Origin of the sequence: Proteus hauseri ATCC 700826, assembly GCF_001654965.1 — a bacterium.
Classification (GTDB): Bacteria; Pseudomonadota; Gammaproteobacteria; order Enterobacterales; family Enterobacteriaceae; genus Proteus; species Proteus hauseri.
The window spans coordinates 86456-111491 of sequence record NZ_LXEV01000032.1; the positions used below are offsets into that span (position 1 = coordinate 86456).

Annotated in this window: 19 protein-coding genes and 2 pseudogenes; 9 read left to right on the forward strand and 12 right to left on the reverse strand. The window is 35.4% G+C overall.

Translation table 11 applies throughout. The annotated features are described in order from the left end of the window. Window positions 1-256 precede the first annotated feature (256 nt). Together M997_RS14915 and allS are read left to right on the forward strand one after the other, a co-directional pair. Window positions 257-1078, forward strand: coding sequence for a CPBP family intramembrane glutamic endopeptidase (locus M997_RS14915; RefSeq protein WP_064720903.1), 822 nt, complete (start codon window positions 257-259; stop codon window positions 1076-1078). Window positions 1079-1437: 359 nt separating this feature from the next. Then, window positions 1438-2352: an HTH-type transcriptional activator AllS gene (allS, locus tag M997_RS14920; protein ID WP_064720904.1), complete on the forward strand. Its 915-nt coding sequence runs from the start codon at window positions 1438-1440 to the stop codon at window positions 2350-2352. Window positions 2353-2408: 56 nt separating this feature from the next. Here allS and M997_RS14925 read toward each other — a convergent pair whose 3' ends face one another. The 7 genes and pseudogenes from M997_RS14925 to M997_RS14955 all read right to left on the reverse strand — a co-directional run bounded on the left by M997_RS14925 (window position 2409) and on the right by M997_RS14955 (window position 10458). Beyond that, entirely contained in the window at window positions 2409-3653 is a 1245-nt protein-coding gene (locus M997_RS14925) for an MFS transporter (RefSeq protein WP_064720905.1), read from the reverse strand. Between the two features lie 26 nt (window positions 3654-3679). Further along, on the reverse strand, window positions 3680-4585 hold the full coding sequence (locus M997_RS14930; protein ID WP_064720906.1) for a carbamate kinase: 906 nt from the start codon (window positions 4583-4585) through the stop codon (window positions 3680-3682). Window positions 4586-4631: 46 nt separating this feature from the next. Further along, window positions 4632-5459 carry an oxamate carbamoyltransferase subunit AllH family protein gene (locus M997_RS14935; protein WP_064720907.1) on the reverse strand — a complete coding sequence of 276 codons (828 nt, stop codon included), beginning with the start codon at window positions 5457-5459 and terminating at the stop codon, window positions 4632-4634. 42 nt (window positions 5460-5501) lie between these two features. Beyond that, a complete protein-coding gene (locus tag M997_RS14940) occupies window positions 5502-6767 on the reverse strand; it encodes a YlbE family protein (RefSeq protein WP_064720908.1) in 1266 nt (421 codons plus the stop codon). 12 nt (window positions 6768-6779) lie between these two features. After that, window positions 6780-8447 (reverse strand): acyl-CoA synthetase FdrA, encoded by a 1668-nt coding sequence (locus M997_RS14945; protein ID WP_064720909.1) that lies wholly within the window; start codon window positions 8445-8447, stop codon window positions 6780-6782. 534 nt (window positions 8448-8981) lie between these two features. Continuing rightward, window positions 8982-9362 (reverse strand): annotated as a pseudogene (locus M997_RS14950) (YceI family protein). A gap of 418 nt (window positions 9363-9780) precedes the next feature. Further along, the gene (locus M997_RS14955; RefSeq protein WP_064720910.1) at window positions 9781-10458 is read right to left on the reverse strand and encodes a hydrolase; all 678 of its coding nucleotides are present in this window, start codon (window positions 10456-10458) and stop codon (window positions 9781-9783) included. A 266-nt stretch (window positions 10459-10724) separates the two neighbouring features. Between M997_RS14955 and M997_RS14960 the strand changes: the two genes are divergently transcribed. Beyond that, window positions 10725-11597 carry a pirin family protein gene (locus tag M997_RS14960; protein ID WP_064720911.1) on the forward strand — a complete coding sequence of 291 codons (873 nt, stop codon included), beginning with the start codon at window positions 10725-10727 and terminating at the stop codon, window positions 11595-11597. An 87-nt stretch (window positions 11598-11684) separates the two neighbouring features. Here the strand turns inward: M997_RS14960 and M997_RS14965 are convergent, their stop codons facing one another. After that, the gene (locus M997_RS14965) at window positions 11685-12593 is read right to left on the reverse strand and encodes a LysR substrate-binding domain-containing protein (protein WP_064720912.1); all 909 of its coding nucleotides are present in this window, start codon (window positions 12591-12593) and stop codon (window positions 11685-11687) included. Between the two features lie 523 nt (window positions 12594-13116). On the opposite strand from M997_RS14965, the gene M997_RS14970 reads away from it, so the two are divergent. Beyond that, on the forward strand, window positions 13117-14589 hold the full coding sequence (locus M997_RS14970; protein WP_064720913.1) for an anion permease: 1473 nt from the start codon (window positions 13117-13119) through the stop codon (window positions 14587-14589). Window positions 14590-14926: 337 nt separating this feature from the next. On the opposite strand, the gene M997_RS14975 is transcribed toward M997_RS14970, so the two are convergent. Together M997_RS14975 and M997_RS14980 are read right to left on the reverse strand one after the other, a co-directional pair. Then, window positions 14927-15532 carry a histidine phosphatase family protein gene (locus M997_RS14975; RefSeq protein WP_064720914.1) on the reverse strand — a complete coding sequence of 202 codons (606 nt, stop codon included), beginning with the start codon at window positions 15530-15532 and terminating at the stop codon, window positions 14927-14929. A 20-nt stretch (window positions 15533-15552) separates the two neighbouring features. Beyond that, the gene (locus M997_RS14980) at window positions 15553-17046 is read right to left on the reverse strand and encodes an SLC13 family permease (protein WP_064720915.1); all 1494 of its coding nucleotides are present in this window, start codon (window positions 17044-17046) and stop codon (window positions 15553-15555) included. Between the two features lie 108 nt (window positions 17047-17154). Between M997_RS14980 and M997_RS14985 the strand changes: the two genes are divergently transcribed. The 4 genes and pseudogenes from M997_RS14985 to M997_RS15000 all read left to right on the forward strand — a co-directional run bounded on the left by M997_RS14985 (window position 17155) and on the right by M997_RS15000 (window position 20846). Further along, on the forward strand, window positions 17155-18069 hold the full coding sequence (locus tag M997_RS14985; RefSeq protein ID WP_064720916.1) for a LysR family transcriptional regulator: 915 nt from the start codon (window positions 17155-17157) through the stop codon (window positions 18067-18069). 127 nt (window positions 18070-18196) lie between these two features. Next, complete coding sequence (locus tag M997_RS14990) at window positions 18197-19024, forward strand: VanW family protein (protein WP_064720917.1); 828 nt, start codon at window positions 18197-18199, stop codon at window positions 19022-19024. A gap of 143 nt (window positions 19025-19167) precedes the next feature. After that, a pseudogene (locus tag M997_RS14995) lies at window positions 19168-19740 on the forward strand (YebB family permuted papain-like enzyme). A 176-nt stretch (window positions 19741-19916) separates the two neighbouring features. Next, a complete protein-coding gene (locus M997_RS15000) occupies window positions 19917-20846 on the forward strand; it encodes a Dyp-type peroxidase (protein ID WP_064720919.1) in 930 nt (309 codons plus the stop codon). Window positions 20847-20899: 53 nt separating this feature from the next. On the opposite strand, the gene M997_RS15005 is transcribed toward M997_RS15000, so the two are convergent. Then, window positions 20900-21307 carry a hypothetical protein gene (locus tag M997_RS15005; protein ID WP_064720920.1) on the reverse strand — a complete coding sequence of 136 codons (408 nt, stop codon included), beginning with the start codon at window positions 21305-21307 and terminating at the stop codon, window positions 20900-20902. Window positions 21308-21350: 43 nt separating this feature from the next. Beyond that, entirely contained in the window at window positions 21351-21698 is a 348-nt protein-coding gene (locus tag M997_RS17530; protein WP_064720921.1) for a hypothetical protein, read from the reverse strand. 717 nt (window positions 21699-22415) lie between these two features. Between M997_RS17530 and mutS the strand changes: the two genes are divergently transcribed. Then, window positions 22416-24980 (forward strand): DNA mismatch repair protein MutS, encoded by a 2565-nt coding sequence (mutS, locus tag M997_RS15015; RefSeq protein WP_064720922.1) that lies wholly within the window; start codon window positions 22416-22418, stop codon window positions 24978-24980. Window positions 24981-25036: the final 56 nt, after the last annotated feature.

The window sequence follows — 25036 nt, forward strand, 5'->3', positions numbered from 1 at the left end:
CTGCTTCTATAAACACACTAAGTATTGTTTAATTAACTCGATGCCATATCAACATTATCACCAAATCAATTAAACGTTTGTTTTAATTTTTGACAAAAAATCAAGATGTTAGTTTTTTGCTATTAAAACAATCTATTACCGCATAAATTCCTAATTTATTACTCTCTACTCATTCGCTTTATACTCATTGTGATAGCTTAAAACAGTGCTATCTTTTACCCTACTCTCCCTTTTTTATTCTTAAACACAATTTATTATGATTACTTGGTTACTTCTTGCTTTAGCTTTGCTTTTATTAGGGTTCAACCGCACACTTGCACTTATTACTTTAGCAATAACGACAATCAGCGCCTTTTTAACAGGTGTCATAACATGGCCAGCGCTTCCCATTATTGTTGCCACTATTCTGTTAGCCATTGCTTATTATCGTTACCAGCAGCAAAAATTAATCCATTGGATAATTACACTAGCACTACTCTTAATTGCTTTTGCATTAGCTTTTCATTTTATTCCAGGTTTTAATAACCTTCGTTACCTTTCACATACACCACTAGGACTACATAGCGCTCCATTTTCTTTTTATTTCAATGCAGATAAAGCCTTGTTGCCCTTTATTCTGCTTATTTTAATACCAACTCTTTTTAATCGTTCACCACTAAAACCAGCATCTACCCGTCAATGGGGAATACTCATTCTTGCTGTTCCAACATTATTATTACTTGCTACAGCGCTTGGTGGTTTAGCCATTGAACTCCACTTACCAAATTGGTTGCCTGCATTTATTCTTGCAAATCTCTTTTTTGTTTCACTTGCGGAAGAAGCATTATTTCGAGGTACGATCCAACAGTTATTATCGCGTTATCTTCCACCTTATATTGCCTTATTTATTGCGGCGATTATTTTTGGCTTAGCACATTTTGCAGGTGGATTATTGCTTGTTGTCTTTGCGTCGCTAGCAGGGATAATTTACGGATTAGCATGGATGTGGAGTGGTAAACTTTGGGTAGCAACCCTATTTCATTTTGCGCTTAATCTGACTCATCTACTCTTCTTTACCTATCCTTTTAAAGTTGCTTAATCACAAGATTATTTTTGTCTTGTTCTAATATTCGTTATTTCTTTTGACTTCCGTGATTATTTCGTAGGTAAAAAGGAATAACGATATGTGAAGAGAATCACACTATTATGATGCAGATTTTCTGATTTCTCCCATCATCAGATGAAATCTTTGTTAGTATGCTTTATTGCTTATCTTTAAATAATCAAAATTTCATACAATGCACAATAAAAAGTAAGACATCATAAAAATCCTTAACACTATAAAACGTTACTTACATTGCTGCATAGACGATAAAAAAGATAGGTAAGCTTTATTTTTATTTTTTAAGTCAGAATATTTCGCTGATTTTTTCCTCTCATACCATCAGGATAAAAAATATGTTAGATCAAGAAATGATCCGTACTTTTATACAGGTTGCAGATTGTCAAAGTTTTACTAAAGCCGCTGATGTACTTCATAAAACCTCCGCCGCCATTAGTTATCGCATAAAAACGTTAGAGGAAAATATTGGCACTCAATTGTTTAATCGCACCACAAGAACCGTGACATTAACCCCGGCTGGCGAATACCTCTTAGAAAAATGTCGTCAATGGATTGTGTGGTTAGAATCAATGCCTATTGAGCTGCAACAAATGAACGCGGGTGTTGAACATCAGGTTAATATTGTCATTAATAATCTGCTTTATGATCGCACTGCTGTCGCCAGTATGTTGGCTTGCCTGCATCAACGTTTTCCATCAACTCAGTTTCATATTACACGCCAAGTTTATATGGGTGTTTGGGATGCGTTAATTAATGAAGATTATCATTTTGCGATAGGTGTAACAGGCAATGAATCCCTTAAGAATAATATTAACATTTGTGCTATGGGAGAAATTCAGTGGCAATTTGTTGTCGCCCCAAATCATCCTTTAGCAAATGTAACGGGCGTATTAAGTGACGATCAAATGCGTATGTATTCTGCTGTAAACGTTGAAGATACATCTCGCCACCTTTCTAAGCGTACTGCTTGGCGTTTATCAGGGCAGCATGAAATTAGAGTTCCTGATTTACATACTAAACTAGCTTGTCATTTAAAAGGGGTCGGTATCGGATTTTTGCCATTAAGTTTATGCAAACCATTAATTGATAGTGGACAGTTAATTGCAAAAGAAGTCAAAAATCGACGTCATAATTCGCCACTTTCGCTTGCTTGGTGTGAAGATAAAAAAGGTGCTGTTGTCAGTTATTTAGTTGAACTATTTCAACAAAGTCATCCTAGTGTACAATCTTTTTATGATCCCTTAAATTAAAAAGGGCAAACCTAAGTTTGCCCTTTTGTTCACACTTTATAATCTTATATAACTGACTATTTTGCCGGTGTTGCTTCTGGGCTTTCTTTAATAAATAAGCTAGCAACAATACCAACACAAATAAGTATTGCAGCGAAATAGAAACCAGAGTCCATACTGCCTGTTTTATCAGATAAGAAACCGGTAAGCGTTGGTGCGAAAACAGAACCTAACATACCGATACAGTTATAAACACCAAAGGAGGTTCCTAACGCATGGCGCGGTGAGTTATCAGCAACAACAGCAACTAAAACTGGGTTAGTACTAATTTTACCGACAATACCGTAAAGAATCAGTGCACCAATTAATACTGGCATTGATTCTGACATCGGAACCGCAAGAATTGCCACTAAAGATAGTGGTAACATCACCAATAATACTGGCTTACGGCGACCTAACTTGTCTGAAATCCAGCTAAATATCAGTGAGCCCGGAATAGCAAACCAAGGCATTAATGATGCGATAGTTGAGATTTGTGTTCCGGTAATGCCACGTTCTGTTTCAAGGTAGTACGGCAACCAGGTTACTAATACAAAGAAGCCATAAATTGAACAGAAAATAGTGATGTAAGCTAGGTTAATATTACGGTTACCAAATAAGTCTTTGAAAGTTAGTTTGGTTTTTTGTTTTGGTGCATCAGGATCCGTTGAAGACGCTTTATTTTTTGGCTTATCTTTAATAATCCATAACATCATCAGACCAATGATAATAATTGGTACACCAATGATATAGAACGGCGCACGCCAACTCATCCCCATCTCACCAACAGAAATACTAGAGATGTAGTAACCAATTGATAGACCAAATGCCATACCACTATTGATAATCGCACTACCTAATGTAATACGATGTTTTGGTATCGCTTCTGATGATAAACCGTACTGAGGACCATAGTAGAAACCTTGGAAAACCCCAACCATAACCCATGCGAACATAAAGGTTACATAAGTTGGCATCATACCCGCGATCATGGTGAATCCACCAAATAAGATCACACCAGTAACTAATACTTTTTTCTTACCTAAATAATCACCAATCATGCCTGATGGAATATTTAATGCAGTGTATCCGATAAAGAAGATACTCATAATGGAACCGAGTTGTGCTTTGGTTAAATCAAACTCAGCACCAATATTAACCATCAATGGCCCAACAATTGCGCGGCTACCATAAAGCGCAATCCAACCAAAGAAGAAGATAATCGTCAGCTTGACCCAATAAGGGACTTTGCCTTTACTCTCATTCACTTGTGCATCGTTCATAATGACGCTCCTGAAAGAATTTCTTATTAAGACTTATAAATTAAAGTGCCAGACTGACCTTCAATAACTTGTTGGATGTTTTGTAATGCACCAATATGAGCCTGTTGCCCTGTTGCATTAACAAAATCACTGACAGCCATGATTTTTGGTCCCATAGCGCCATCAGCAACTGCCATTGGTGCAAGTTCTTCTGGTGTTGCTTCACGAATAGCCGCTTGTTCTGGTGTTCCCCAATTTTTATAAATAGCATCTGCTTCTGTTAAAATAACAAAGTGCTCTGCATTTAATTCACGAGAAATTAAAGCCGCAGTTAAATCTTTATCAATAACAGCTTCACTACCAATAAATTCATTATTTGAATTGTTGACGGGAATACCGCCACCACCACCACAAATAACAATATGACCTTTATCTAATAAAAGTCTTACTGCTTCGATATCAATAATCTTTTTCGGTGTTGGTGATGGCACAACACGACGATAATGTTTACCGTCTGGTTTAAATGTCCATTGATACTTCTCGATTAATTGCTCCATATTTTCTTTATCGTAAATAGGGCCGATAAATTTACTTGGGTCATTAAACGCTTCATCATTAATATCAACTGAAACACGCGTCATCACTGTGGTAATTGCTTGTTCTGGATGATGTTGATTAATCTTTTGCATCATCATATAACCAATCATACCTTGGCTTTCTGCAACCAAGATATCCAATGGATACGCAGGAACTTCTTGATAAGCAAGGTTTTGTAATGCAAGCAAACCAACCTGAGGCCCATTACCATGTACTAATACAACACGATACTCTTGCGCTAATTTATTAATTGTCTCTGACATCAATTCAATATTTTTATATTGATTCTCTGCCGACAAAACTTCTCCGCGTTGCAATAATGCATTTCCGCCTAAAGCAATAACAATTGTTTTCATAATTATCCGTATCCGAATGTTTATATAAATTCTTTTATTAAAAAAATTAATTAATATGCTGTTGTTGTTTTTTAGTTTGGTAACCAATCCATAATCCCAGTAAAGTATCGGCTCCTGAATGATGACCAATAGAAAGTATTTCCAACATATCCTTAAAAATAATCTCTTTATTTTTTATTTTTTTACCTAATTGAATGAGATAGGTAGAAAATATTCCCTGTGTGGCATATTCCAAATAATGTTTACTGACAATGGTGGTTAATAAAGATAAAGATGGTGTGTCATTAAAAAAATGACTAAGGCTTTTCTCTGGTTCAGTTAAATAATGTGCAAATAACATTCCTACCAGCATATCATCTGAACTTGGCGTTAATCCTGGACCTTTCCCTGTAAAAATTGCCCAGTTAACCGTATTGCCTGCCAGCTGGTTATGAAATAGCTTAGTTAGTAATCTAATTTCACTAATTTGTGCGATTTGACGATAATTTTTCAAAGGACCATAAAGCCCTGTTGCTATCGCTGGCGATAACAGAGAAAAAAAGCTCTCTAACCAACGCAAATCTAAATCCGCTTTATCTTGTAATTTCAAATACTCAGTACGACCGGCAACTACAGTTAATTGGTTTGCTAATGTCGCCTGATTATTTTTTATCTTCATCATCACCGAGGGATGGCATTGTTTTGCTAGATGGTCAAAATCATCTTGCTCAAGTAACCACCCCATCGGGCTTAATCCTCTTCCTTCACGATGAAAAGTGATTAAGCGTTGCTGAGGGCAAATGAAATTCAGTGCATGGTCATAAATTCCCACACATTTAATGTCACCTTCAAAATCAGTGATATGCTGACTGGTTTGAAGTGCCTGAATTTGCATACTGCCCCCTTATTGCGGTGCTTTTTTCATTACAAAGCGAAATTAAGCTTCGATACCTAATTCTTCAGCTAATGCAACTATCGCTTTTTCAAAACAACCTAAAGGCGCACGTACTGTACCTGCACCAATTTGACCAACACCGGGATCTTTATGAGCGATACCTGTATTAATCAGCGGGGTGATACCTGTTTCAACAACACGGCGAGCGTCTAACCCTAAACATGCACCTTGGAAATCCCAAGTTGGAATTTGTAACATCATGTTACGAGCAAGGTAGATCTCAGCCATTTCTTCTGTCACATCGCGCGCTGCATCCATACCACCTGACGCCCCAACAAAGCGAGTCACACCTGGTGCTGCGACCATTGCTGCACCACCGATACCAAAGGTTTCAGTAATCGCGCTATCACCAATATCTGGGTTAGCATCAGCTTGGCTAAAACCAGAGAAAAACAGGCCTTGTGGCGTATTAACAGGTGCAGTAAACCATTGGTCACCCATTCCACTGATTTTGATACCAAAGTTACTACCATTACGTGTCATAACGGTGACGATAGTACCTTGTTTGATTTGAGCACCTGCATCCATAGCCGCTTTACAGTAAGCCATCGCTAAGTTCAGGAAGAACTGGTCTGTAATACTTAAGAATTTCATTACTTTAGTGATTTCAGCATCGTCGATATCTAACGTGGTTAGAATTGGTGCTAATTCCCGCAGTAATAATGCAGAGGCGGCGATATTACGTTGGTGAAATTCATCACCCATAGTAATTGCTTGACCCATAATCGCAGTTAGGTCAATACCGTTTTCGATAGTAGCTAATGCCGCTTTTAAAACCGGAGCTAAGCTATTACGCATCCAGTGCAGGCGCTCTTGAACATCTGGGCCATAAGCACCAAAACGCATCACTTTACCAATACCTTCGTTCATGTTGCAGTAAGCATAGTTGCCGTGAACGTGGTTTTTGATAACCAACATTGGCATATGCGCAGAAGTAATACCGCCCATTGGGCCTACTGCATTCACGTTGTGACAAGGAATAAACTCAATTTCACCCGCCGCTAACATAGCCAAAGCTTGTTCTTCGTTTTGTGCCCAGCCTTCAAATAAAGAAGCACCGATACATGCACCACGCACAGGGCCGCTCATCTCTTCCCAAGTAACAGGGGGACCTGCATGCAGTAATTTTTTACCACTTTCTAATTGTGGAACGAGTTCTTTAGCAAGACTAACATCACACCAGTGAGGACGGGCTTCACGGATACGCTCGATTACTGCTTCATTCGCTTGTTCGATAGTTGTGTACATATCTGCAATTCCTTATTTCAATTTCTTTAATATTTCAGCCAGTTTTTTATTACCACCCGCGACAGGTGCCCACTGATAATGAACAACAGGCGTACCGCTTGATTGCAGATCGTCTGCAAAACTACGTAATCCTGCATTGATCACAGAGATCCCGTTAAGTAGTGGCGAAACTTCAGTATGTGCTTCTACTGGATGTGGCTGGATTAATTCTTTGGCTAATAACACCGCTTCTGGCAAAGTATCCATCACAATGATGCCCGCTTCTTTAAGCTGCTTTTGCTGCTCACTGCGGTTTTGTGGATCGTCTTCTGTACCTGTAATAGTGGCGATAGTGATTAATGGATTGGTTTCACCACGTTTTTCGTTCAGCTTTTTGATTTCTTGGATCAGTGCGCCAGCAGGATCTTGCGTAGCGCCATAACCGATAACAAAATCAACCAGTAACACGCCAGCTTCTGTTTTATCACTCAGCTCACTAATAAATTTATTACGTGTTGAAGGGTCGATCATTGGGTGCGGTTTACCCTGAGTATAAAAATCATCTCCCATATCAATGATTTTATGGCCATCAGCATCTAGCATAGTGCCTTGCTTGTGTTCGTTATCGACCTCAATATTGAGTTTTTCAGATAACAACATCGCACACTCAGCGGCTAAGGTACCGCCAGCGTAAAGACCAATAATTTTCTTACCTGCCACTTTCGGTAATTCAGCCGCGATATCTTCGACACGCGCTAACTCAGCCGCAATACGTGCGGTTTCATCTAAAGTACGAGTGAAATAGATGTTATCGTCTTGGAATTTTTCAGGGGTTGTACCTAAGAATTGAGCCACTATAGGTTTATTATGACGCTTCATTTCAGCGATAATTTTTTGGCGCACAGCCGGTGCCGGTGGTTTTGAAACAAAAGCAATTACACGAGTATTAGGATCAGCCGCTAACATATTAATTGCGGTTACAGCACTAATCCCGCCAATTTGCTCTGTTAAATCACGCCCACCTAAACCAATAGAGTGAGAAATCCCCTGACGTTGCAAAACAATTTGTGAGGTAATTTCTTGAATACCTGTTCCTGATGCGCCAACAATACCAATAGAACCTTTCGGTGCGATGTTAGCAAAAGCTAATGGTGCACCTGCGATATTTGCAGTACCACAGTCCGGTCCCATAACAATCAAACCTTTAGCAGCCGCTTTTTCTTTTAGTGCTTTCTCATCAGCAATAGAAACGTTGTCTGAAAATAACATTACATTACAGCCATCATCTAATCCGGTATCTGCTAATTCCGCAGCATATTCACCTGCAATTGAGATAAGCAGCATATTGGCATTAGGATTTTTTTGATTCGCGGTGCGCCAGCTACGAACTGTGGTTAATTTATTGCCACCTTTCTGACCATTAGCGATATCTGTTAATGCATCTTCTAACGCGGTAGAAATCATATCGATAATGGCAGGATCATCTGATTCTGCTTTAATAGAAACACAGATATCATTTGGGGTAGCTTCATTGAACATGTCATGCCAAAAACCGGTGACATCAAGAAGAGATTTATTCGCTGGTGTACCCATCATGACGGAAATTTCTTCCACCTCTGGGGCTTCACTTAATTTTCGGGAAATAATCATCAGGCTTACTGAATCCTGAAAGCTCCCTTTTTTAATAAAAGCATGGATCATTATGATATCCTTAACGCATTTAATATATGTAACGCCACATATTTATTTGCATTTCGTTTTTTTGATAATAAAAAGCCTATTTGCTTATGTACTTAAGCAATATTTAATAATATTTTTGAATCTTCGTATTTGAATCTCTGTATATAAACATACTGAAGAAATATCAAAATGTAGAGTGACTGAAGTCACACTTATCTATTGTAAAAAATTTTTATTTAATCGATGGGTATTTATTAAATAAATTATGATGAGTAAAAGATCATTAATTTAAAAATAAAAAAATAAATAATTAATTGAGAAATTTAGCTTATGAGAAACAAATCAATGAGGATAAAAACATTATAAAACAAGTGGTTTTACTAATCATGCAACAATTTTATAACATACAGCAATAAAATCTTATTATCAACAAATAAAATTCAATATTTATATTAAATTAGCCAAGGTTTGTAATTTACATTATTCATATTTGACTTTAATTTAATAAAAAGTACTCTATATTTATTAGAGAGCGTTTCATGGCGTTTAATTAACTTACTGTTTAATCGTTTCTACTTGTATTTTTAATGTTATGCTATCTGCCATTCCTTCTTTTACTAAGAAATCGACATCCCATTGTGATCGTTTAATTGTTGTTTCAAAATCACCTCCACAAACAGAAGCATTAAATACAGGGCTTTCATAACAATTAAATTTAGTGGCTTCTAATTGTACTGGATGTGTTTTACCTTTCATGGTTAATAAACCGTCAACAGAAATAGATTTATTATTCTCAAAATTCTATTTTGTCGATATAAATTTAATTATTGGATATTTCTTTACATCTAAAATATCAGAATTTTTGATATGACTATCAAATGTAGTTAAACCCATATTTAATGTTTTAACAGGAAAAGAAACTTTAATTGAACCCATTTTATTTTCTATCCAATAAGAAAATCACCATTAATTTCATAAAAACCACCACTATTTGTCGATATACAAAAGTGATAAATATAAAACATAGCTTTGGTTTTCGTTGGTTCTAGTTTATATTCTTCTGCTGTGCAATAGGAATAAAAAATAGCACAGCCAATACAGAAGATAAAATATTTTTCATTTTATTAATCCTAATTAACCTTAATGAAAATAAACATTAATGATATAAAAATGCCTATAAAGCATATTCTTTATAGGCATTATATAAATAAATCAAACAGAAAAAGATAAAAGATAAAAGATAAAAGATAAAAGATAAAAGATAAAAGATAAAAGATAAAAGATAAAAGATAAAAGATAAAAGATAAAAGATAAAAGATAAAAGATAAAAGATAAAAGATAGTTAATAATAAAATTAACGTTGAGAATCTAATATTTCATTATTTTTTAAAACATCTTGTGCTTTACTATAACTCTCAATTAATAATTGATAAGCAGGAAAAATTTGAGTATATGCTTGTGCCCATTCTAACGCATCAGCACGGTTCCATGTTTTTTGAATCTCAGAGGCAACGGCAGCAGTATCCATCGGCACCACACCTGCTTGAACGATACGAGCTAAAGTAATTTCTTCTGCCATCTTACTGTAAGTACCTGAAGCATCAATAACAGCAAACACTTGATAGCCTTCTGAAACTGCACTAATTGCAGGGAACGCCATGCAAACGCTAGTAATTGTACCTGCAATAATTAACTGTTTTTTACCTGTTGCTTTTACCGCTTCAACAAACTCTGGATTATCCCACGCATTAATTTCACCTTTACGTGCAATATATTTTGCATGAGGTGCATTTTGATGAATTTCAGGAATTAATGGACCATTAGGACCTTGTGGAACTGAAGCTGTTGTAATAACAGGTATCTTAGCAAGTGTTGCCATTTTAGCTAAAATAGAAGCACGAGCGCGTAACTCTGTCATTGGCATATCGCCAACAGTTTGAAATAAACCACTTTGGTGATCAATTAATAACATCACAGCATCATCAGGATTAATAACCGGACGTTGACCATTAAAATTAGCTGGAGTACTCATTTAAATTTTCCTTTTAATTAATAAATATTGATTATTAACAGTGATAGAAAGAAACGTTATCTATCTCATCTCACTCTTTATTAAACAGTAGTAAATTAATTAAAATCTCGGTAGTACTAATTATGACAAACACTATTCTAAAAATAGAACAATAACTAAATGTTTCATTGTTCTATTTTTAGAATAATGAAATCTATTTTCGCTACTACTTAATTTTTTTTATTTACTTAAAATACACCCTATAGAAATATTATAGGAATATCATCATGAAAAAAATAATTGGTATTTATAAAGCCCCTCGCCAACATTGGGTTGGTGATGGCTTTCATGTCCGTTCATTATTTAGTTATGGCAATCATGGCAAATATCTGGATCCTTTTTTATTACTAGACAGAGCTGGTCCAACTGATTTCCCAGCATCAGCAGACCACAATAGAGGCGTTGGTGAACATCCCCATCGTGGATTTGAAACGGTAACATTGGTTTATAAAGGTGAAGTGGCACACCATGATTCAACAGGTGAAGGCGGGGTTATTGGCCCTGGTGATGTGCAGTGGATGACTGCTGCATCAGGTATTTTACATCAAGAGTATCATTCTGATGCCTTTACCAAACAAGGCGGTGTTTTAGATATGGTGCAATTGTGGGTTAATTTACCTTCAAAAGCCAAATCAGCACCAGCAGGTTATCAATTATTAAAACAGAGCAATATTCCAGTAATTTCGCTGCCAGATGATGCTGGTCATTTACGGATTATTGCTGGTGATTATCAAGATACAAAAGGTGCAGCTAAAACATTTTCACCTGTTGATGTTTGGGATATTCAATTAAAAGCGAGTAAATCTGTTAATTTGCCGAGCAAGAAAAATCGCCATGTAGGTTTAATCGTATTACACGGTAGTATTTACCTCGATAGCCAAACTCAATTACAAACAGGTGACTTGGTTATTTTAGATAACGAAGGTGGCTCAATAAATATTGAAGCAACCGAAGATGCATTAATCCTATTTTTAAGTGGGGAACCAATTAATGAGCCCGTTGTTGGATATGGCCCTTTTGTTATGAATAGTGAAGCTGAAATAAAACAAGCTATTGATGATTTTAACCAGGGCAAATTTGGCCGTATATCTAATAAATAACAGCATTAATACCTTTGAACATTATGTAAATAAAACAGCTCCTCTTTAATTATAACAGGAGCTGTTTTATCTCTTCTAATCTTGCTTTTAGTCTTCTTTTAATGACGACATATTTTCAGATAAGTAATCAAGCAATGCTTGAATTGCAGGTAGTAATCCTTTTCGAGATGGATAAACTGCATGAATGACATCTTTTGGAAAACGCCATTGTGGTAACACTTCAATTAATGAACCATTTTGTAGATCTTTTTCAACCACACTTAATGGTAACCGTGTTATTCCTAATCCTTTCAGTGTTGCTTTATATAACGTTAGTACATCCGTTGTCGCTAATTTTGGCGTCACATGTTGAGTTAATACAGAGCCATCAGTATGCGTTAATGTAAGAGTATATTGCTGTGAATGTTCGCTATTCGCAAGAATGGGATAATCTGCAAGTTGCTCTGGTGATCCGGGAATACTTTTTGATTCAAAAAGAATAGGACTCGCCACTAATACACGACGAGAATAACCTAATATTTTCATTGTTAAACCAGAATCATCTAAAGGCAACGCTCTAACTCGTAATGCTAAATCTAATCCTTCACTAATAACATCTACAGGTCGATTTATAGCTAAAATTTGAATATTAATATCGGGATATTGCACCATAAAATCGACCAGAATATCTTGAATATAAATCTGCAATAACGCGACAGGACAAGACAGCTTAATAGTACCATGAGGATGCCCCTGCGCAGAGCAAATAACCTCTTCTGCAATTTCAGCTTCAGCAACTACGTTTTTACACTGCTGATAAAAAGCTTGCCCTATTTTGGTAACATGAAATTGACGAGTAGAACGATAAATCAAAGAGACATTAAGCTTTTGCTCTAAGTCAGCGATACGACGACTCAGTTTAGATTTAGGGATCCCTAATATTTCAGCCGCTTGAGAAAAGCTACCAAACTCGACGACTTTAACAAAATAATATAGATCGTTTAAATCATACTTCATGGTGTATCACCTATTTAGTTATTTTCAATATATAGCTGAATTGTTTCAGGCTTATGTATTATAACAAGAATAGCTCTTGTTTTAATATTTTTGTATTTATCATATTGTTAATGACATTATAGTTGAAGTAAATAATATAAATTAAAGCTGATCGAACACTCTATCATAAATATATTAACCACCTCGGAAATGATTTATAAATATGTGATATTAACAAGACAACGCATATCACAATAAAAATAAAATACCACCTATCATTGAATGAAAATTTATTACATATATTTTCTCGACACATTTAAAAACAATGTAAAACAATGGCATGGAAAAATGGTATATTATTGAAAACATTTAGTTACATAAAAATGATCATTAAAGGATTAAGTTAATATTTGTTTTTATTTTTATGACTTTCATCAATGAATATTTAAAAATATGTTAATAAGATTATAATTAATAAAAATACTTATTAGCTTTATATTTTTTTAAATTATCTCTTTCACCTGCCTTTTAATGGAATAACCAAATGAAAAATTTAACTCCATTACGACCCATACCGACATTACTCGCTGTTTCTATTACCTTAATTATTTGGTTTTTTGTACCAGTGCCTAAAGGTGTTGACCCTAATGCTTGGCACTTATTAGCACTGTTTGTCGGTACTATCGCTGCAATTATCGGCAAAGCATTACCTATTGGTGCCGTTTCTATTATTGCTATCGCATTAGTTGCGGTTACAGGAGTGACTAATCCCAATTCTACCAAGGCGGCAATAAATGATGCATTAAGTGGTTTTTCTAACGATCTTATTTGGTTAATTGGAATATCTATTATGGTTTCAATGAGCTTAAATAAAACCGGATTAGGTGCCAGAATTGGTTATTATTTTATTTCTCTTTTTGGTAAAAAAACGATAGGTATTGCTTATTCACTAGCGATTGCTGAAACTATTTTAGCTCCAGTAACACCAAGTAATACAGCGAGAGGTGGCGGTATTATTCATCCGATCATGCGCTCTATTTCTGACAGTTTTAATTCTAAAGCAGAAGATGGCACCAGTGGTAAAATTGGACGCTATCTCTCGTTAGTAAACTATAATATTAATCCAATAACCTCGGCGATGTTTATTACCGCAACTGCACCTAATCCTTTAATTGTTAGCTTAATTATTAGTGAAACTAGCCCTGAATATGAACTTAGCTGGTCTATGTGGGCTATTGCTGCTTTTGTTCCCGCGATCATTTCATTAATTTTAATGCCAATAATTATCTATTTTTTATATAAACCTGAAATAACCAGTACACCTAACGCACCTCATTTTGCCAAAGAGCGTTTAGCTCAACTAGGGCCAATATCGTTACCTGAAAAAATCACTTTAGCTGTGTTTGCCTTATTGTTAATTATGTGGGCAGGTATACCGGCGCTGATATTTGGTAGTGCTTTTAGCATTAATGCCACAACAGCTGCATTTATTGGTTTATCTATTTTGTTATGCACTGGCGTATTAAATTGGGATGATATTTTAAAGAACAAAGGGGCATGGGATACCGTTGTATGGTTCTCAGCCTTAGTAATGATGGCATCCTTCTTAGGAAAATTAGGATTAATTAAGTGGTTATCCATTAGTGTAGGAACAAGTATTGATAATATGGGAATTAGTTGGGTAAGCGGCATGATATTACTAGTACTAATTTACGTTTATTCTCACTATTTCTTTGCTAGCACTACCGCACATATTACGGCTATGTTTGCTGCATTTTACGCTGCGGGACTAACCTTAGGCGCACCACCAATGTTATTAGGATTAATATTAGCGTTTTCATCTTCATTAATGATGTCGCTAACCCATTACGGAACTGGCACAGCACCAATTATTTTTGGTTCTGGTTACGCTACATTAGGTGAATGGTGGAAAGCAGGTTTTGTCATGAGTGTCGTTAACTTAATTATCTGGATTGTAATTGGTAGCTTATGGTGGAAAGTATTAGGTTATTGGTAAGAATGAAAATTAGTCTTTAAATTTAATAGAGCAATGCGCTTGTAAGTCATTGCTCTATTCTCTGCTTATATAGCCGTGGATCATTTTTTCTCTACCAACAATAAAATAATAAGTATACCAGATGATTTTAAAATGATGACTCTTTGCACTTCATTCTGTCAATTATATTGATAAATATTATTTACTTAGAATTAAAGCTAAAAAAAGAGCAAGGTTTCCCCTGCTCTGATATAATATCTCAGTGACTTATTTTAAATACCATAAAATGATACAATTAATAAATAAAATTTAAAAAATATACTTAGAATAATATGATTAAATTGAAAACCACTTCTTTTTAATCAGCAACGTTTCTATCTGGAATATGAGAACCAATATTATAACCTTCGAGCTTAGGCGCTTTATTAGATTCAAAATCAAAATTGAAAATAGTAATTGTGCCTGGTGTTGCAGGTAATAAAAATTCTGGTGATAAATTTAAAAAGACTTTGCAAGCAGCTCGAATAACACCACTATGCACAACGGCTAATAAATCACTATCTTCTTTATGTACCCACTGCTGTAATGCAGAGCCAATACGGTCGCAGAAATCAAACCAATTTTCACCTTTTGGTGGCGTGTAGGTGCCTGCTCGCCAGTTTTTATATTTATCTGCATGATGTCTTATTAGTTCTGGCTTACGTTGACCTGTCCATTCACCCATATTTAATTCACGTAATAAAGGCTCTTTTATCGCTTCAGGATGACCAACAATTTCTGCTGTTTGTACCGTTCTACCTAAGTCTGATGTAATAATCCGCGTTGGCGATAATAATTTAATACTCTCTTTTATCGCCATTGCTTGATTAATACCTTTTGGTGATAAACAAGAGTTTGCATGTCCTTGCAAGCGGGATTCCATATTCCATAATGTTTCACCATGTCTAAGTAAAATAAGTCTCATTATTATTCCTTAATTTAATTTTAAAGACCATATCCAAGAATTTGGAACCAAGTAAAGATGGCTATAGAAATAACCGTTGCACCAACAAAACAGGTTATTAATCCATATTTCATTTGGTCTAATACGCTAAAGTAACCGCTAGAAAAATAAATCGTATTTACTTTAGAGTGAGGCGGTAAAGTAATGGTGTATGTCAGCGTAAATGATGCGGCTAAAGCTAATGTTACGGGATCCATTCCTAATGTTTTAGCAAGGGCAATAATCGCTGGAATTAATATGGTGGTTTTAACCGTTTTACTAGTGAAAATTAAATGGCTATACATGCAGATGAAAACAACGACAATATAAACCATTGTGGTGCTCATATTTTCTAAGCCAAGCCCATAGACCATTTTACCAATTAACCACTGTGCGCCTTGGGTTGATTCTAAAGTATTACCTGCCGCATAAGCCCCTGCTGCAAATATCATTAGATCCCATTTAATATTGGCCTCATTCCATGTTAATAAGCCAATACGAGGCATTAAACAGAGAATGGCAGCAATTACAGCCGTCATATAAACACTAATTTTAAAGCTGAACATCTCTTGATGATAGCTCTCTGTTGCCCACAGAAAGACCGCCATTAAAAAGATATACATAGCTTTTTTCTCATTCTTAGTTAATGCGCCAAGCTGTGAACGTTCTTTCTTTAGTTTTTCTAAAGAACCTTCAAAATCGACTTCGCCTTTAAAAGAGAAAAGTTTTAATCCAATAAAAAATGAGATGGTCATTCCAACTATTGCTAATGGAAAAGAAGCAATTAACCAATCCATATAACCAATAGAACCACCAGCTTGGGAATTAATAAATCCAACGGCAATAATATTGGCAGCGGTTCCAGTCATCACCCCTGATGTTGCAAGCGCATCTGCTTGAACACCTTGCAACATCATTAATTTACCGTAATTACTTTTTCCTGGTATTGCCTTATGTATCTCTAATAAGATCATACAAATAGGCACCATTAATGTGGCTCGTGCGGTAGTTGATGGAACAAAGAAAACTAAACTAAAATTAATTAAAATAAGAACAAACAACGCTTTTTTCGGTGTCTGACCAAATTTAGTAATCATCCACAATGCAAAACGTCTGGCTATGTTCGATTTAATCATTGCCGAAGTTAAAACAAAAGCGGATACCATCAACCAAATAACGTCATAACCTAATGTTCCAAAAACAACTTTCTCTTTTGCGACAGTGCCAGTAAGTGGCAGCAATACAATGACTAGCATCGAAGTTAAATAAATAGGCAAAGAACCACACACCCATAAAATTAACGCAGCACAAAAGATGGCAATGGCTTTTTGCCCTTCAATACTTAAACCTTCTGGTGTTGGCATAAAAAATAAAACGAGTAGTACGAATAAAGCTAAAGGTATTCCTATTGTTTTTAACGTTATTTTCTTACCATTTTGTTTTGGTGATGATGGCGCTGGTTTAGCGATATCATCTCGCTTCGCAGTCTTTTCCATACTGGTTCCTCTTAATATGTAGGGTAGGATGCTCAGTATAGGAATATTGAGGTATAAAGATAATTGTATTAATATATTATTATTATAAAAATAATTTATGGTATTTGTATGAACTTAAGCCAACTTGATGCGTTTCTGTTACTTGCTAATGGTTTTAACGTCACTGAAACAGCTGAGCGTTTATTTTGCACTCAACCCAGTGTCAGTATTAAAATTAAGAAATTGGAAGAAGAGTTACAGACAACATTATTTGAAAGAATAAATAATCGACTCTATTTGACACCTCAAGGAAAAGTTTATCAGCAATATGCCACTCAAATTATAAACCTAGTTCAATCCTCTTCTGAACATATGCGTCAGTTTGATGATCCTTCAAAAGGTGAAATTAAATTTGGTGCTAGTCATTTTGTGGGAGTATATCTTTTACCTCAAATTATGGCGCAATTTAGAAAACTATCGCCTTTAGTTAAATTGAGTATGGATATTTCAAACTCAACACAGCTTATTCATAAACTTGATACTCAAGAGCTTGAGTTTTTGATAATGTCGGATCATATCTATTTAGACCCGACTGAATATCACCTTGATACCTTTTTAATTGATCCCTTAGTGCTTATTTGTTCACCCGAGCATTGGTTAGCAAAAGAGAAACATTGCTATTTTTCTGATATTGAATCTGAGGTTTTTTTAATAAAACCTGAACATTCAGCCACCCGTGATTTTTTATTAGATAGGATCAAAGAACATAATAAAAAGTTGAACAATGTAATGGAGATAAATAGCCTAGAAGGAATAAAACAAGGCGTTATTCATGGATTAGGAATTTCTATTTTATCTCGGCTATCAATTACTCAAGAGTTAAAAGCCGGACTGTTGTGTGAAGTTGCTTTTGATGACATTAATTTTAGTCGTGGTATCCGTTATTTTTATCATAAAGAGAAATATATCTCACCAGCTACTAAGAATTTCTTGTCTGTATTACAATCACAAGCACAGATCCTCACTAAAGATCTAAACACCTAAATATGTTTCTACACTTTTAGCTAATTACGTTTTGCATTAAAAAGAGAAACATATAATTCCTTCAATTTAATCGATATGATAGCGTTCGATTTTTATCACATTGCCAATATCGATTAAAAGGATTTTTATGCGAAAAACACTCTCGTCTTATCACCCTATTATTTATCGTTTAAGAGTGGCACAACGCCGTTTTTTTCGCACTTGTAGCTGGTTATTTTCAGGGCGTAAGTACAGTAAAAATATACAACCTGAGCTACGTCTTTCACATCGTTATATTAAGCATACCTCTAAGCTAATTAGCCGACGAGGCGAAAGTGATATTCAACTGCAATATAATAAAGTAACTAATCTTAAATTAGTTGAAAATGCTCTTGATGGCATTGTTATTCGTTCTGGTGAGTATTTTTCTTTTTGTTATTTGGTGGGAAATCCTAGCTATAAAAGAGGTTTTATTGATGGCATGCAACTTTCTTATGGTGAAGCCAGAACCGGTGTGGGTGGCGGTATTTGTCAGGCGAGTAATTTAATTCACTGGCTTGCATTACATTCTGAATTAAAAGTAATAGAAAAAGCGAATCATAGTTTTGATCCTTTTCCTGATGAAGGACGAGTACTGCCTTTTGGATCGGGTGCTGCAATTTTTTATAACTATATCGATTTGGTGTTATACAACCCAACGCCTAATGATTATCAAATTCGTTTACATGTAGCAGAGCGCCAATTAGAAGGTGAACTTCTATGTAGTGAAGCCAGAGATTATCGCTATCATATTTACGAAAAAAATGCTTCTTTTATTAAAAAAGGTGAGCATATATATCGTTGCAACGAAATTTGGCGCGATATCTATACTAAAAATAATGTAGGTGCTTTTCCTCAATTATTAAAATCTGAATTACTTTATAAGAACAGTGTAATTGTAAAATATGAGATCCCTACTGAATTAGTTAATAAATAATTTATTAATTTTTAGTATTATCTTAGTATTTTATTTTTAAATAAAATTATTTTTTGTTTTTAACTCAATATGTTAATTATGGAAAAATAACTATTAAATAAATATCTTATAATTTAACAATATCACATTTAATAGGTCGCATAATGACGAACAAAATAAACTATCCACATCAATTGGAGGTTGATGATATTGTATTTACTTGTCTTGGCACATCTCTTTTTAGACCATTTTTCGCCAGCCTCTTTATGCTGGAGTAATCATGTCAGTATTATTATAGGCCATAAGAGTGAGGGTTACTTAGTCGCAAAAAGTCGAGCCCCACTGTCTACGACAACGACCTTAACTCGCTTTATTAAGCGTTCTGAAGAAAACGCTATGGCATACGTCGATTAAAAACACAGTTATCAGATGAGCAAAAAATGTATTAACTGCACAAGTTCCCTCAAGATTACATAATCTCTATCATACTGGTGTTAAATATGATCCTTACTGACAATTTTGTTTTTGATATTTATAGATCTTCACTTTCTATTAAAATAGGTGAAATTGAAACATTCAACGAATTATTAACTAAAAATCCTAACGCAAAATTACAATTTTGGAAGTTATGGTTTATTGGGCAAATACCTTGGAAAAGAACAGCAGCCACACCAGCAAGTTTATGGCAACATCCTCAATTATCTTTATTTTTCCGCATCCATAATGATATAACTTAATACGTTTATTTAACTCAATAAAAAAGATAAGTTGTTTATTACTTTGATTTTTCTCATTTTTATATTTAATAAAAAACAGAGTTATCTTTGTAAAATAGAAGGATTAGGTGTAAAACTAAATTTATATTTTATAAAGTAGTCTTATTTTATTTACTCTTCGTCATTTAGGAATCAATATGAAATACCAAGATGTTACGAAATCCCCTTGTGAAAATGCCTATTTTTTAGTTTTTAACTTAATAGGATCACCAGATACGCGTTCTACACTTATCGACTTCTGTAATAATTTATCTGGCATCATACGTAGTATGAGAACACGTTTTCCCGAGTTAGAAACTAGCTGTGTAATGGGATTTGGTGCCGATGCATGGTCAAATTTATTCCCAAATCAAGCTAAGCCTAAAGAATTAATACCTTTTAAAGAGATAAAAGGCACTACCTATACCGCAGTTTCTACGCCTGGTGATCTCTTTTTTCATATTAGAGCGTTAAAAGTTTCAGCTTGTTATGAGCTCGCATCTATTATCAGTCAAAAGCTAAAGAATATCGTTAAGCCCGTCGATGAAGTACATGGATTTAGATATTTTGACGGACGCTCTATTATTGGTTTTGTTGATGGTACAGAAAATCCAGAATATGAAGATGAGCGTGCATCATATGCAGTTATCGGTGATGAAGATCCTACATTTTCTGGTGGTAGTTATGCTTTTGTTCAAAAATATATCCATGATATGGAAGCGTGGGAAAAACAGCCCCTAATAGAACAAGAGAAAGTTATTGGCAGACATAAATTCAATGATGTTGAATTAACCGATGATGAGAAAGAACCGGGCTCTCATAATGTTGTTACTAATATTCAAGACAAAAATGGTGATGATTTAAAAATCGTTAGAGCTAATATGCCATTTTCTAATCCGTCAAGAAATGAATATGGTACATATTTTATTGGCTATGCTCGTTATTTTTCCACTACACGTCGAATGCTAGAAAATATGTTTGCAGGTACACCCGAAGGTCATACTGATAAACTACTTAAATTCAGCACCGCAGTAACAGGAACGCTATTTTTTGTTCCCTCACCTGAGTTTTTAGATGATTTAGTGTAAGATTTATTGTTAATAGATATATAGGCATTAGCCTATATATCTATACATATCTATCACTTAAAACCAAAGGTTGATAATACTACGTATGTGACTACTTTTTGATATTCTTCATCCATAGATGGAATATTTTCAGTTATTTGGTAACGTTGAGAATAAGAATATAATTGCCATAAATCTTCGTTTCTTATTTTTCGCACCTCTATTTTACCATCTTGAATACGTTCTAAAGCTCTTTTAAACCCAGAATGTACTCCTGTTTCAAATGCTGTTTGAATCAAATTGTTTGCTAATTCAGATAAGTCATTTTCATTTCGTTCTTTCAATTTTATTTTAAGTTGTTCAATTGAATTGGTTAATTTTTCTGTTGGTGTTACACCTATTATTGATAAATCTAACTCATCCTTTAATTGACTTACTATTTTATTAATTGATTGTGAATGGGCAATAACATTTGTCTTCATTTATGATAGCTACTGATATGATTTCTATAAGATAAATTTTTTATTACAAGCCAAATACATTGACGTAGAACTGTTTACCGTCATCAGTACTTTCAATCGTATAAGTAATAGGAATCGAGTTTTTACCGCCTTGACCTTCAAAAGAAAGATCAGCTGCACATGAATAAGTATCTCTTTTTGCGTCATGCTCACGGGTACGAACACTCTCGACTTTGATCTTAATTTGATCAATCAAAGAACCCATTTTTTGATCACGTAGTTCATCTTTCGTAATATCAACGACTAAATCTTTTGCTTCTGAGCTATCACAGTTAGGCGTTCCATTATCACACCCCACTAAAGGCAATACTAACGCACCTAATAATGCCACTTTCATAATTTTAGTTTTCATACTGATTTTCTTCCTTGCTCAAGATATAAATAAAATAATTTTTCAATATTTTACCTAATAAACCTTCAGCAACAATATCGCTTAGTCATACTCAGAATAAGATCACGATAGTTAGTAATATTTAATTTATGGCGCAAGAAGTAAGTAAAACTGATAGTTTTTTTAACCAGAATTCGAATATGTTAATTATTAAAAAAGCATTGAATAATACGTTATTTACTTTATCGGTTTGGTTATTTTTGCTGTCATAATATCTTGCTAGACCACAACCATCTAAGAAAATATAGATAAATTCAAGTTTGTTAAATCAATAAGTGGTGAGTATGTTGTCTTTATGCGAGTTATGCCGCAAAAGTGGAGTAATCCCCAATTTACATTAGCAAAAGCCTTGTTTTGAGTGATTAAAACAGCTATTTATAAATTTCGTTATACAGCTTAATGTATTAACACATATGAAAATTTTAATTAATTGTTTTTTATAATGTAAATACTATTTTTATACACAATTTTAATTATATTTAAGAGGTTATAAACAAGAACAAAAAAACAGATTTTCGTTTGTCTTTTGACTATGTGTGATATTTCATTCAATTAAAACAAATCACATAATCCTTATGATATGATCCTAGCGAATCTTGTGAAACATAACGATATTTAGTGCAATAATAAATTTTCACAGATGAACCTAAACTCAATACGCTAAAAACAGACGACACCATGACTGACATCCAACACTTAGACACTCACACACCAATGATGCAACAGTACCTGAAACTCAAGGCAGAGCATCCTGAAATTTTACTGTTTTATCGTATGGGTGACTTTTATGAACTGTTTTTCGATGATGCCAAAAAAGCATCTCGCTTATTAGATATCTCGCTAACGAAACGAGGGCAATCCGCAGGACAGCCAATTCCAATGGCGGGAGTTCCTCATCATGCGGTAGAAAACTATCTAGCAAAACTAGTGCAATTAGGTGAATCCGTTGCCATTTGTGAGCAAATTGGCGACCCAGCAACAAGTAAAGGCCCTGTTGAACGCAAAGTTGTGCGTATTGTCACGCCAGGTACAGTGACTGATGAAGCTTTACTTGAGGAACGTCAAGATAACCTTTTAGCCGCTATTTGGCAGGATAAAAATGGTGCTTTTGGTTATGCAACGTTAGATATCACATCGGGCCGTTTTCGGGTCACTGAAATGTTAGATAGCGATAGTATGGCAGCAGAACTACAACGTACTCACCCCGCTGAATTACTTTATCCTGAAACCTTTGAGTCAATGGCACTAATTGAACGCCTAAATGGGCTTCGCCGCCGCCCTATTTGGGAATTTGAGCCCGACACAGCCAAGCAACAACTTAATATGCAATTTGGTACTCGTGATTTAACCGGTTTTGGTGTCGAAAATGCTCATCTTGCACTTTGCGCTGCGGGTTGTTTGCTACAGTATGTGAAGGATACGCAGCGTACATCCCTGCCTCATATTCGCAGCATTACAATGGAACGCCCTCAAGATTCTATTATTTTAGATGCAGCAACTCGACGTAATCTGGAACTTACCCAAAATCTGGCAGGGGGTAGTGATAATACGCTTGCTTCGGTCTTAGACCTTTGTGTTACCCCAATGGGTAGCAGAATGCTTAAACGTTGGATACACACACCTCTACGTAAACGAGAACAATTGGTTAAGCGTCAAGATGCCATTAGCGCTTTACAACCACTCTATTTTGAATTGCAGCCTTTTTTACGCCAAATTGGTGATTTAGAACGTGTGTTAGCACGTTTAGCATTACGTTCAGCACGACCTCGCGACCTTTCTCGTATGCGACATGCATTCCAACAATATCAAGAAATTCACCACATTCTTGAACAAACTGATATGCCTTATATAAAAGAATTAAAACAGCGTATTAGTCAGTTTGATCAGTTATGTGAACTATTAGAAAAAGCGATAGTAGAAACACCGCCCGTATTAGTACGAGATGGTGGCGTTATTGCATCTGGTTATCATGCAGAATTAGATGAATGGCGCGCACTTGCTGATGGTGCAAGCGATTACTTAGATAAATTAGAAATTCGTGAGCGTGAAAAATGGGGTATAGAAACGCTAAAAGTCGGTTTTAATGGTGTACATGGTTACTATATTCAAGTTAGCCGCGGGCAAAGCAGCTTAGTGCCGATGCATTATGTGCGCCGTCAAACGCTGAAAAATGCAGAACGTTATATTATTCCTGAGCTAAAAGAGTACGAAGACAAAGTATTAACGTCGAAAGGCAAGGCCTTGGCTATCGAAAAAATGCTCTACGATGAGATTTTTGAACAGTTATTACCTCACCTTACTGCGTTACAAATAAGTGCTGAAGCATTGGCTGAAACAGATGTGTTAGCTAACTTAGCTGAACGTGCCGAAACGTTAAACTATACTCGCCCCGAATTAACTGAAAAAGCAGGAATTCAAATAACAGGTGGTCGCCACCCTGTAGTTGAACAGGTTTTAAGTGAACCCTTTATTTCTAACCCATTACAACTTGCCCCTCAGCGCCGTTTATTAATTATTACCGGCCCTAATATGGGGGGGAAAAGTACCTATATGCGTCAAGCTGCATTAATTACCTTACTTGCCTATATTGGGAGTTTTGTTCCAGCAGAAAAAGCGCTTATAGGTCCGATAGATCGCATATTTACTCGTGTAGGGGCTTCTGATGATCTCGCTTCAGGTCGTTCCACTTTTATGGTGGAAATGACAGAAACAGCCAATATCTTACATAATGCGACCGAAAACAGTTTAGTGTTAATGGATGAGATAGGTCGAGGTACATCAACCTATGATGGATTATCGCTTGCTTGGGCTTGTGCTGAAAACCTCGCTAATCGAATAAAAGCAATGACATTATTTGCCACACATTATTTTGAATTAACCACATTGCCAGAGAAACTCGAAGGCACGGCAAATATTCATTTAGATGCAGTAGAACACGGCGATACCATTGCCTTTATGCATAGTGTTCAAGAAGGAGCAGCCAGTAAAAGTTATGGTTTAGCTGTCGCTTCTTTAGCGGGTGTACCAAAAGAAGTGATCCGCCGAGCAAAACAAAAGCTAAAAGAACTTGAAGCAGTCTCGGGCCACTCTAGTTCAGGACATGTTGAAACATCACAATTAATGCTATTAAGTGATGCAGAACCATCAGCCGTAGAGCTGGCTTTAGATAAGATTGATCCTGATTCACTAACCCCCAAACAAGCCTTAGAACAACTTTATCGCTTAAAAGAGATGACAAAATAAGTTTATCTTTAACTTTCTGAATGATTATTGCTAATAAAATTAATGGCTCAAGATCC

Coding starts and splice junctions, on each gene's coding strand:
- M997_RS17530 (WP_064720921.1), bottom strand. CDS start 21,698: ATGAAAACTAAAATTATGAAAGTGGCATTATTAGGTGCGTTAGTATTG.
- M997_RS14940 (WP_064720908.1), bottom strand. CDS start 6,767: ATGTACACAACTATCGAACAAGCGAATGAAGCAGTAATCGAGCGTATC.
- M997_RS14970 (WP_064720913.1), top strand. CDS start 13,117: ATGAAAAATTTAACTCCATTACGACCCATACCGACATTACTCGCTGTT.
- mutS (WP_064720922.1), top strand. CDS start 22,416: ATGACTGACATCCAACACTTAGACACTCACACACCAATGATGCAACAG.
- M997_RS14985 (WP_064720916.1), top strand. CDS start 17,155: ATGAACTTAAGCCAACTTGATGCGTTTCTGTTACTTGCTAATGGTTTT.
- allS (WP_064720904.1), top strand. CDS start 1,438: ATGTTAGATCAAGAAATGATCCGTACTTTTATACAGGTTGCAGATTGT.
- M997_RS14925 (WP_064720905.1), bottom strand. CDS start 3,653: ATGAACGATGCACAAGTGAATGAGAGTAAAGGCAAAGTCCCTTATTGG.
- M997_RS15005 (WP_064720920.1), bottom strand. CDS start 21,307: ATGAAGACAAATGTTATTGCCCATTCACAATCAATTAATAAAATAGTA.
- M997_RS14975 (WP_064720914.1), bottom strand. CDS start 15,532: ATGAGACTTATTTTACTTAGACATGGTGAAACATTATGGAATATGGAA.
- M997_RS14980 (WP_064720915.1), bottom strand. CDS start 17,046: ATGGAAAAGACTGCGAAGCGAGATGATATCGCTAAACCAGCGCCATCA.
- M997_RS14915 (WP_064720903.1), top strand. CDS start 257: ATGATTACTTGGTTACTTCTTGCTTTAGCTTTGCTTTTATTAGGGTTC.
- M997_RS14990 (WP_064720917.1), top strand. CDS start 18,197: ATGCGAAAAACACTCTCGTCTTATCACCCTATTATTTATCGTTTAAGA.
- M997_RS14960 (WP_064720911.1), top strand. CDS start 10,725: ATGAAAAAAATAATTGGTATTTATAAAGCCCCTCGCCAACATTGGGTT.
- M997_RS14965 (WP_064720912.1), bottom strand. CDS start 12,593: ATGAAGTATGATTTAAACGATCTATATTATTTTGTTAAAGTCGTCGAG.
- M997_RS14945 (WP_064720909.1), bottom strand. CDS start 8,447: ATGATCCATGCTTTTATTAAAAAAGGGAGCTTTCAGGATTCAGTAAGC.
- M997_RS14935 (WP_064720907.1), bottom strand. CDS start 5,459: ATGCAAATTCAGGCACTTCAAACCAGTCAGCATATCACTGATTTTGAA.
- M997_RS14930 (WP_064720906.1), bottom strand. CDS start 4,585: ATGAAAACAATTGTTATTGCTTTAGGCGGAAATGCATTATTGCAACGC.
- M997_RS15000 (WP_064720919.1), top strand. CDS start 19,917: ATGAAATACCAAGATGTTACGAAATCCCCTTGTGAAAATGCCTATTTT.
- M997_RS14955 (WP_064720910.1), bottom strand. CDS start 10,458: ATGAGTACTCCAGCTAATTTTAATGGTCAACGTCCGGTTATTAATCCT.